Source organism: Bartonella sp. AP30XZML (assembly GCF_042195945.1).
GTDB lineage: Bacteria > Pseudomonadota > Alphaproteobacteria > Rhizobiales > Rhizobiaceae > Bartonella.
Window position 1 is genome coordinate 58,590 of the sequence record NZ_JBHIPJ010000057.1, and the last position, 9,546, is coordinate 68,135.

General features: G+C 37.6%; 8 protein-coding genes and 1 tRNA gene. 2 read left to right on the forward strand and 7 right to left on the reverse strand.

Annotated elements, in window-relative coordinates; genetic code table 11:
* Positions 1 to 5 precede the first annotated feature (5 nt).
* Positions 6 to 701 (forward strand): TlpA disulfide reductase family protein, encoded by a 696-nt coding sequence (locus ACFIL2_RS04620; protein ID WP_375634325.1) that lies wholly within the window; start codon positions 6 to 8, stop codon positions 699 to 701.
* Between the two features lie 2 nt (positions 702 to 703).
* Here ACFIL2_RS04620 and ACFIL2_RS04625 read toward each other — a convergent pair whose 3' ends face one another.
* The 7 genes from ACFIL2_RS04625 to ACFIL2_RS04655 all read right to left on the reverse strand — a co-directional run bounded on the left by ACFIL2_RS04625 (position 704) and on the right by ACFIL2_RS04655 (position 9,128).
* Positions 704 to 1,180 carry a YaiI/YqxD family protein gene (locus ACFIL2_RS04625; RefSeq protein ID WP_375634323.1) on the reverse strand — a complete coding sequence of 159 codons (477 nt, stop codon included), beginning with the start codon at positions 1,178 to 1,180 and terminating at the stop codon, positions 704 to 706.
* 30 nt (positions 1,181 to 1,210) lie between these two features.
* Positions 1,211 to 2,065, reverse strand: a complete 855-nt coding sequence (locus ACFIL2_RS04630; protein WP_375633605.1) for a YihY/virulence factor BrkB family protein — start codon at positions 2,063 to 2,065, stop codon at positions 1,211 to 1,213.
* A 410-nt stretch (positions 2,066 to 2,475) separates the two neighbouring features.
* On the reverse strand, positions 2,476 to 3,405 hold the full coding sequence (locus tag ACFIL2_RS04635; RefSeq protein WP_375618338.1) for a prephenate/arogenate dehydrogenase family protein: 930 nt from the start codon (positions 3,403 to 3,405) through the stop codon (positions 2,476 to 2,478).
* A gap of 1,954 nt (positions 3,406 to 5,359) precedes the next feature.
* Positions 5,360 to 6,400, reverse strand: coding sequence for a DNA polymerase III subunit delta (gene holA, locus ACFIL2_RS04640; RefSeq protein WP_375680496.1), 1,041 nt, complete (start codon positions 6,398 to 6,400; stop codon positions 5,360 to 5,362).
* Between the two features lie 4 nt (positions 6,401 to 6,404).
* On the reverse strand, positions 6,405 to 7,199 hold the full coding sequence (locus ACFIL2_RS04645) for an ABC transporter ATP-binding protein (protein WP_375680497.1): 795 nt from the start codon (positions 7,197 to 7,199) through the stop codon (positions 6,405 to 6,407).
* Positions 7,192 to 8,088 (reverse strand): ABC transporter permease, encoded by an 897-nt coding sequence (locus ACFIL2_RS04650; RefSeq protein ID WP_375634319.1) that lies wholly within the window; start codon positions 8,086 to 8,088, stop codon positions 7,192 to 7,194. The genes ACFIL2_RS04645 and ACFIL2_RS04650 overlap by 8 nt, the downstream gene beginning before the upstream one ends.
* 62 nt (positions 8,089 to 8,150) lie before the next feature.
* Positions 8,151 to 9,128: an ABC transporter substrate-binding protein gene (locus tag ACFIL2_RS04655; RefSeq protein ID WP_375680498.1), complete on the reverse strand. Its 978-nt coding sequence runs from the start codon at positions 9,126 to 9,128 to the stop codon at positions 8,151 to 8,153.
* Positions 9,129 to 9,315: 187 nt separating this feature from the next.
* Here ACFIL2_RS04655 and ACFIL2_RS04660 point away from each other — a divergent pair.
* Positions 9,316 to 9,390, forward strand: a tRNA-Gly gene (locus ACFIL2_RS04660).
* Positions 9,391 to 9,546: the final 156 nt, after the last annotated feature.

Below are 9,546 nucleotides of genomic sequence, written 5' to 3' on the forward strand. Positions count from 1 at the left end.
AAATTATGATTTTTCAAATTTTCATCAGCGAAAAAAACAATAAAAAAAGGCAACTCTCCCTTGCATTCTTTATCATTGCACTGAGTTTATACGCAACCATAAACTACGATACCAAAAGAGAGTTTTTTCTTTTCAATTTCATTTCAGCAGCACAAGCACAAGAAATAAACATTAATAAAGCACGAGCAGAAAAAATGATGGCGATACGAAAAGCAGCAAAAGGCTTTTTTAGCCACATACGATTTGCTGATACGCTCTCAGATATGAACAAACTCTCTTTCAAGGATATTCAAGGAAAAGAGCGCACACTCAGCGAATTTACCGGAAAACCAATGCTGGTCAATCTATGGGCTATTTGGTGTGCACCTTGCCGCACAGAAATGCCTGAACTTGCGCAATTAAAACGTGAATTAGGTGGAGAAAACTTTGATGTCATAGCTATTAATATCGATAAAACTGCTTCTCCTGAAAAAATTCAGCAATTTTTACAGAATCTTCATTCAGACAATTTGCTTTACTATCGCGATGAAACAATGGATATTTTCAACAATGTTAGAAAACAGGGGCTCGCTTTAGGACTCCCCATTACATTGCTCATTGATAAAGAAGGATATCTCATTGCTTCTTTCAATGGTGCAGCTCCATGGGCCAATGACGATGCCAAAGCACTTATAAAAGCAATCATTAAAGAAGCCCTATAACTTTAATAACCGCGTCTTTTTAAACGTTGTATAACAATATCCAGTGCTGACAAAAAAGCAGAACGGTCTTTACGAGAAAAAGGACGGGGACCACCTATTATACTACCCTGTCCACGCAAATCTTCCATCAAATTGCGCATCGCCAAAGCCTGACCAATTGAATTTACATCAAAAATACGCCCCGTTGGCGAAAGACAAAAACCCCCAGCTTGCACAACCCGCGCTGCTAAAGGAATATCACTGGTAATAACGATACTTGCCTCATGCACATGTTCTACGATCCAATCATCAGCACCATTGAATTCACCAGCAACGACCACTCTTTCAATGAGTGCTTCATCTGGAAGGGACAAAGAACGATTTGCCACAACAAATGTCTTAAGCTGATAACGATTCATCACACGATAAACTTCATCTTTTACGGGACAAGCATCTGCATCAATCAACAAAGTGATAGCAGGCTTTATTGGGATACTCATACCTTGGCTTTCAAGTAATAATAAACTCTTTCATTCATCTGAATGTTGCAAATCCTTGCGATAAAACATTATCGCCGCGTTTATTTCTCCTCCCAAAATAAAAATTGCACTCAATATGTAGAGAAAAATAATAGCAACCATAATAGATGCCAACCCTGCATAGGTAGAAATATAATCAAACATCGTTAAATATTGCGCAAAAGCGATAGAAGCCATAAACCATATAAACATTGTCACCACTATTCCTGGTAAAATATCTATAAATTTCCGCCGCCCTGCTGGAAGCCATTTATGAACAATCAAAAGACTGATAAACAAAATAATGATTGCAACTGTATAACGCCATACACGAATAGCAGCAATATATTCAGTCATAAAAAAAGAATGATTTTGCATAATTTTGATCAACAAAGGCGCCAGAATCAATAAAAAGCTAATCACAACAAGACCAACAGCTCCAAGGATTACAAAAAACAGACTTTGAAAACGACAAAACAACAAACTCCGTCGATCAGTAACACGGTAAGCTTTATTTAAAGCCGTACGCAAAGCCTCTATCCCATTAGAAGCAAAATAAGCCGCTCCAATGACAGAAAGCGTCAACACACCTCCTCGATGAATGGTTAAAACATTGACAATTTCCTGAGATAAAGGCTCTGCGATAACATCAGGCAATAACTGCACCAGTGCTTTAATTTTTTGCGGTGTATAGGTAAAAGCACCTAGAAAACGAGCAAACGATGTTCCAAAAATAAAAAAAGGGAAAAATGCTAAAAGCCCCGATAGCGCAACATGGCTTGCAAAAGCACTCCCATTATCACGCCAATAATGACTTACTGCGTCACCCAAAATACGATAGCTATACCAAAAGATATTTTTTAACAAAACTCAATACTTTCTGGTAAAACTCTTCCTCAGTCTATTTCAAGTTTTATAAAAATCATCAAAGCTCTGCAAATAAACATTTTGCAATGTTGCAATATAACGGTCAATAATCAATACGGTCAAGCCCGACTTTATACCAAAACAAAAACAATAACCCACTCTATGAAGTTCTACAACAACCTCATTTTTTTGTTACTTCTACAGATCAGTAACCTCTTCTGTACATTATATGCCCTATAGAGAGCTAAGCAAGATGATCGTGCACACATAAAACCTTTTAAAGTCATGGTTATCTGTATCGGAGCAATCGTCACTCTTTTTTATTGCAATCTATGACTGAATAAAGAAAAAACTTCTTATCGATTTCTAGAAAAAACCAACGAAATTCAACAAAAACCCCTTGCTTTTATTCACCCTTTTTTAGAAACACTCTGACGTCCAAAATCAGGAGCATCAATTTCCTGTCCAGCATCAATAATATTGCGACGTACAGCACGCGTACGTGTAAAAAAGTTAAACAGTGTCTCACCATCTCCTAAATGAATTGCCCGTTCTAAAAAAGCAAGCCCCTCACTAAAACGGCTCAACATTTCTAAAATAGCATCCTTATTATGCAAACAAATATCTCGCCACATAACGGGATCAGAAGATGCTAAACGCGTAAAATCACGAAAACCGGAAGCGGAATAAGCAATTACTTCCGAATTTGTTACTTTTTCTAAATCACTCGCTGTCCCAACAGTATTATACGCAATCAAATGGGGTAAATGTGAAACAATAGCCAAAACAAGATCATGATGCTTAGGTTCCATCTTTTCGACACGCGCACCACAAGCTTCCCAAAACGCTGTTAATTGTGCGACAGCAGCAGCATCGCTATCCGCAAAAGGCGTTAAAATACACCAACGATTCATAAATAAATCAGCAAAACCAGCATCCGGTCCTGAATATTCCGTTCCAGCAATTGGATGCCCTGGAATAAAATGAACCGTTTTTGGCAATAAAGGTGCCATTTCCGCAATAACCAACGCTTTCGTAGAACCAACATCACTCACAATCGCTCCAAGTTTTAAATGATCACGAATGGTTTTTGCCACTTCTGCACTAGCCCCAACAGGAACAGAAAGAATAACCAAATCTGCTCCTTCAACAGCTTTTGCATTATCTGTCGTATAAAAGTCCCCAAGCTCCAATTCTCGCGCTCTTTTCAGGGTTTCTGGACGACGTGTTGCAATAGAAATCTGAGCCGCAAGATTTTTCTTTTTAATCACTCTTGCTAAAGAAGACCCAATCAGACCGATCCCAATGAGTGCTATTTTTTCAAACTGAATATGGAGCATCTTTCACCTTCAAAGATTCTTTGCAAATGGCAATAAAGACAATTGTAAAATCAAAATTTTCTTGTTTGTTTGTTCAAGAGTTATGCGTAAAACATTAAAAAATGACAACTAGGGAATAAAGAATAACGCAGTTTACCAATTATCACCTGCGCAAGCTGACAACAGATCACTTTACCTAGAAAACACATAAAAAATAAATGACGAGAAATCTAACATCACGCTCTAAAACTCCCTCTTAATTACTGATCAAAGCGCATCACCGAAACAAAATAAAATGCACTCTCAATTAGGATAACAACGACTCTACATAAAATCCCATCAGTTTACTTTATCTTACTAATTTACTCACAAAAAAACACATCAAAAGCGTAAGCAGACACTAACTCTTCTCCAATTATCCCGATACGTTCATTAATTTGTACATTAGACCTAGATAAAAACGTATTACGCCTCCACCTACAACAACATAAGTTTCGCGAATATTGAAAACACAGTAAAAAAACGCATACCAAAAGATACCATTAAAAACATTTTCCTCTCCCGATTCCGGATACCATAAATCAAATAAATATGAGAAAAACACGACCTCTCAATAAAGAAAAAGTTTGATAATAAAAACACCGAATATCCCTTTAATGGAATCACACCCCTCACGTAAAACAAAACGCCCTAAATAGAATAGATTTGGATTACAAATTCATGCGTTTGTTTTAAAAGACATCTCGCTCCCTAGCCTATCTCACGACAGTGTTCGTAAATGTTATAACTATAAATCTATTAAGCACGACCCTCTTCACACTTAATAAAACACTATCATTATATTTTCCTACCCCCAATGTTGCAAAAAACCTTGGAATTTGAGAGCATTCATAAGAGGCATTTTTAGTGCTTTCTTGTACAGTTTTTATCCACACGCCCCCCCCACTTATGACGTGCAAAAGACATTGTTCTGATTGATTTAATATGAAAAATAATAAATTATTAATAATAAACAATGGCTAGCTCTGTTTATGAGACACATTCATTGCTAAGATAATCATCTCTGTATCAAACATAAAAGTTTCCCCATAGGTGCTGTGGTTTTCATCATAATCTATTTTGACTTTCTTCTCATCCCATGAAGATTCTTAATTCATACCGATCTGCAAACAATTCATTTTCTTGTCTAAAAGATTCCTCTGGCTCACAATTTTAAGTGATTCAATTAATCTATAATACATTGATTTATAAAAATAATACTTTTTTTCAATTTGAATCATAACTTCGAATACTGTAAAATTCTTCCATCACAAACCCTCTTATCAATTAAAATCTCTTGGCTACACGTCACAAGAAGACATGTGAGAAAAAATGATGAAAAACGCTCTCTAATGCTAAAAACTGTAGTAACATTAGAGGCTAGCAAAGTACATAATGAGTGTCGACTTGCGCTTTTATTAAGCATAAAGATAGAGTTGCTCTATGGGTTTTATATTCTTCACAAGGAACTTTACTTCTACACCATTCATAAACACCGCCGCGAAATAGATATGACGCGCATTGAAAAATATTTCTAAGAAAGCGTATGAATCTACCATACAAGTGTCTTCTGTTGTTTGAGATACTCTGTTTTACATGGGGGTGTTACTCCATTAAGACTCTATGAACCAACCTAATATTCACTAAATACCCACACAAAAAAACATCGAACACATAAAATTTGATATGGGCCTCGTATCACGACCCTAAAAACAGTATTTTACGACACAACAAAATAATAAAACTGTTTCAAAATGGACTTTTGAAAATAAACTATTTCTTTTGAAGAAAAATTTCTATCAAGCTTTCAAGCTCCTAAAATGCATCCTCAAAAATACAAGTTCCATCAACCTCTACTTGATAGCATAACAGTTTTAATTACTGAAAATACCTCTGTGGTATACCAAAAATAAAAAATCATTATATTTCTAGGCTGTTAAGCTGCCATCTGGCGTCGTGCAATAATTGTAAGCCCTAACAAAACTTGACGAATGATAGCTTCGCCCAAAAGTGGATTTTTACGACTGTCTAAAACAGCACTCTGAATTCTTTCCATTGCATAAGAAATTTGTTCTAACTTCCAATATTTTAAAGCTTGTTCAACGATCTTTTTCCGTTGAAAAAAAATGGGAGGACGTGCCTGAGAAACCACCGTAAAAGGTGAATTTCCTTCAACCTCTACCTGATAACGCAATAGCTGTAATTGCTGAAAATGCCTTTGAGCTGTACTCAAAATTAAAAAAAGTGCCCCCTGCACTGCTGCATGTCGGTTAAAATGCGCTTCAAAGCCTGATATATCGCCCAATAAAAGAGCATCAATGACTTCATCTTGAGAAAGAGCACTGACATCGCTTACAACAGCTTTCACATCTTCAAGAGTAATATGAACATTTGCAGCGTAAAGACAAAGCTTTTCTAATTCACCTCGTGATACAAGGCGATCCGCCCCTAAACATTCATGCAACCATCTACGTGCATCTAAAGAAAGAGCCTTCTTAAACTGTCTTAAAACCTCATCAATCAAACCGTCAAGAGAACGCATATCATCGGCAAAACAGGGCAAAGCCATCGCTTTTGATGCTGTTTCAACAGCATTGCGCAACCCTGTTCCTTTTTTTAAATCCCCTGCCTCAATGAGAATAAAACAAGCTTCTGGTGGTTTCTCAATTAAAAGCTTTAAGGCAGCAAGAAAACCTTTTTGGTTAGCAGCATTAGAGATCCATATCAAACGATCTCCCCCAAAAAGCGATAACGTACGCGCTTCATTTTCTAAACGTGCAGGATCTTTATCAATTTCAGCAGCATCCAAACGAATTGTCGAAAATGGATCTTCTATTGCTACCCGTGTAAGTTTTGCAAAACATTGTGCACGCTCACAAATAAGACCACGATCTGGCCCATAAATGAGAACAATAGGAAAAGCACGTGAAAAACGCATTAGAAACTGATCAACTTCATGTGCTTTTTTCTGAGCCACACTATTAATCCATTAACAGTTCATCATCATCAAGAACTTCCCCGCGAACTTTCTGAAACATGCCAATTAAATCATTGACATCCAAGCCCTTACGCTCTTCATGACAGACATCCAAAATCATTTTTCCACCATGTAACATCAAGGTGCGATCGCCATAATCAAGAGCCTGACGCATAGAATGAGTCACCATGATAGTCGTTAATTTTTTCTCTTCAACGATTTTTTCAGTCAACCGCATCACAAAATCAGCCATTCCAGGATCAAGCGCTGAGGTATGTTCATCAAGCAATAAAACATCCGCATGTGCTAATGTTGCCATCACAAGACAAACTGCTTGGCGTTGCCCACCTGACAAACTATCCATAGGATTATGAATATATGCTTCAAGACCAATGCCTAATTGAGCAATTTTCTCTCGAAAAAATTGCCGTTTCTCATGATTTAAAGCCGCACGCAAACCACGACGACTTCCTCGAAGAGCAGCAAGAGCCAAATTTTCTTCAATTGTTAAAGAACCACAACTTCCCTCTAAAGAATCTTGAAAAACACAAGCAATCTTTCCAGCGCGTTCACTGACTGATTGCCTAGAAACATTTTGTCCATTGATAACCACTTTCCCCGTTGAGGGAAGCGTTGCACCCGCTAAAACACTGAGCAAAGTTGATTTACCAGCACCATTTGAACCAATAACCGTAACAAAACTACCCTGATCAATTTTCAGGTTAATATCAATTAAAGCCTGTTTTTCCAAAGGTGTTTGCGGTTTAAATGTGACCCCAACATGAAAAAATTCAATCACGTTTATGCCTCCTCCAATAGCGTGGCACAATAAGGGTTAAAACAACCAACAACGAAGTAATCAACTGAAGATCTGTCGACGTATCAATACCAATGCCATTTGCTTCAAATGCAAATTGCACCGCCACACGATAAAGTACAGACCCTACAATACAGCTGATTATAATCCAAAAAATATTGCGCGTACGAAAGAGAGTTTCACCAATAATCACGGCTGCCAATCCAAAAACAATTGTTCCAATTCCACCGGTAATATCTGTTGCAATCGCAGTTTGAATATAAAGAGAACCACCAAGTGCCACACACGCATTGGAAAGCCCCATTCCAAAATATATCAATGCTGATGTATGAACACCTTGCGCCGTCGCCATGCGTGGATTAGCGCCCATTGCACGCATAGCAAGACCAATCTCACTTTCCAAAAAGCGCCAAATCAAAAACGCCATAACGAGCAACACAATACCAACGAAAAGAGGACGCACAAAAATATCAGACAAACCAAACAGATTATAAAAGGGCGTTAACGCCGTATCAGCAAGAGCTAAATTAACATTAGACCCTCCCATAATTCCCATAATACGAAGATTAACCGTATAAAGTGCCGACATTGTTAAAATAGAAGCTAAAAGATTCAAAATACCAAAATGCAAACTCAACAGAGCGGTTAATAAACCAGCTACCATGCCTGCACAAAAAGCACATGCCATAGCTGTCCATGCATTAAAACCTAAAAGAATCAAGACGCCACAGACACAAGACCCAAGAAGAAATGAGCCATCAACTGTTAAATCAGGAAAGTCCAAAACGCGAAAAGAGAGATAAACCCCTATAGCCACAAACGCATAAATAAGACCTAATTCTACAGCGCCAGAAAACGCAAATATATTCATGTAAAGACAATCCCCATGAAAACTTAACGTATTTTATTGTATCAACATCCTATCAATGAAAGTCATTGAATCACTTTTGTTGCACGATCAATAACTGCCTGCGGAATAACAATCCCCGCTTTTTTTGCTGCTTTCATATCAATTCGAATGTCATTATTAGCCGCCTGCACAACATCAATATCACCAGGCTTTTCACCCTTTAGAATACGCACAACCAACTTCCCAGCATCAACCCCTACATCATAGAAATTCACACCTTGCGTCATAAAGGGACCGCGTCCAATAGAATTAGCATCAACAGTAAATACAGGAACATTTGCTTCCTGTGAGACCTTTACTGCCCCCTCTAAAACAGAAAGAACCGTATTATCAGCGGGAATAAAAATGATATCTACCTTACCTATTAAAGCCCGTGTTGCCGCCTGAACATCTGAAGGTTTTGGTGCTGATGAAGGAATGATTTCAATTCCAACTTTTTTTGCCGCATCTTTTAACACCTTAAGTGTTGAAACAGAATTTGCTTCAGAAGCATTATAGAGATAACCAATTTTTTTCAAATCTAGTTTTACTTCTTGTAAAAGCTTAACACTTTCTGCAACATCTATACGATCAGAACTCCCCGTCATATTACCGCCAGGTTTGGTAAGCGAAGAAACGATTTTAGCTCCGATAGGATCAGAAATCGCCGCAAAAACGATAGGAATTGTTTTTGTTGCCGCAAGCATCGTTTGTGCTGAAGGCGTGGTAATTGCTACAATAACATCGGGTTTATCACCAACAAATTTACGTGCAATTTGCGTTGCTGTTGAAATATTACCCTGCGCTGATAAAAAGGTAAGTTGAAAATTTTCACCTTGCTTATAACCATTTTCTGTAAGAACATCTTCCACACCTTTACGAACGGCATCCGCAGCAGGATGGACCATAATTTGCGTTATTGCAACTTTAACGCGTTTAACTTGGTCATCTGCCTTTGCAACACTGTTCATCATAAAAACAATTGCAATGATAATCCCTAATATATTTATTCTCTTCAACATTATATTCCACCCCTCTCCATGCAAAAATTAAAAAAAAGAATAATCTATTACTGAAGAATTTTCTAAAATCAATCTTTATTTCATTTTATTTAAACATGGACAAAATAAATCAAACTAAAATGATATTTTTTTGTTGCAATTCGTAGAAGCCTACGCCATACAGACAAGACATATATCGAATCGGTAAGCGGGTGTAGCTCAGGGGTAGAGCACAACCTTGCCAAGGTTGGGGTCGTGGGTTCGAATCCCATCGCCCGCTCCATTGAATTTTGTATTTATTCGTTCTTGTGTGGAGTTATAGCTTGTCATCGGTGTAGCTTGCCAGCAGGTTTTGTATATGTAGCTTGCCAGCGGGTTTTGTATATTTTGCCACTAGGTTTTGTACCAATTCATTTTTTTTCAAAGAGTTTTAAAGGTG

Excerpts from the sequence above, each read along its gene's own strand:
- ACFIL2_RS04620 (WP_375634325.1), top strand. The coding sequence starts at position 6 with ATGATTTTTCAAATTTTCATCAGCGAAAAAAACAATAAAAAAAGGCAA.
- ACFIL2_RS04625 (WP_375634323.1), bottom strand. The coding sequence starts at position 1,180 with ATGAGTATCCCAATAAAGCCTGCTATCACTTTGTTGATTGATGCAGAT.
- ACFIL2_RS04635 (WP_375618338.1), bottom strand. The coding sequence starts at position 3,405 with ATGCTCCATATTCAGTTTGAAAAAATAGCACTCATTGGGATCGGTCTG.
- ACFIL2_RS04650 (WP_375634319.1), bottom strand. The coding sequence starts at position 8,088 with ATGAATATATTTGCGTTTTCTGGCGCTGTAGAATTAGGTCTTATTTAT.
- ACFIL2_RS04655 (WP_375680498.1), bottom strand. The coding sequence starts at position 9,128 with ATGTTGAAGAGAATAAATATATTAGGGATTATCATTGCAATTGTTTTT.